Source organism: Sneathiella litorea (assembly GCF_009882915.1).
In the GTDB taxonomy this organism is placed as follows: Bacteria; Pseudomonadota; Alphaproteobacteria; order Sneathiellales; family Sneathiellaceae; genus Sneathiella; species Sneathiella litorea.
This window is the reverse complement of sequence record NZ_WTUW01000003.1, coordinates 1-219: the sequence shown is the minus strand read 5'-3', so window position 1 is coordinate 219 and position 219 is coordinate 1. Positions and strand designations below refer to the sequence as shown.

General features: G+C 55.3%; 1 protein-coding gene. It reads left to right on the top strand.

Annotation, left to right across the window (positions count from 1 at the left end; genetic code table 11):
• Positions 1–219 (top strand): EF-Tu/IF-2/RF-3 family GTPase (locus tag GQE98_RS13880; protein ID WP_246157352.1); only part of this gene is annotated, 219 nt, incomplete at both ends.

Below are 219 nucleotides of genomic sequence, written 5' to 3'. Positions count from 1 at the left end.
GTCGTGTTGAAAGCGGCATTGTCAAAGTTGGTGAGGAAATCGAGATTGTTGGTATTCGTCCGACAACGAAGACGACCTGCACAGGCGTTGAAATGTTCCGCAAGCTTCTGGATCAGGGTCAGGCCGGCGACAACGTGGGTGTCCTCCTGCGTGGTACGAAGCGTGAAGATGTTGAGCGTGGCCAGGTTCTGGCGCATCCGGGATCGATCACACCGCATA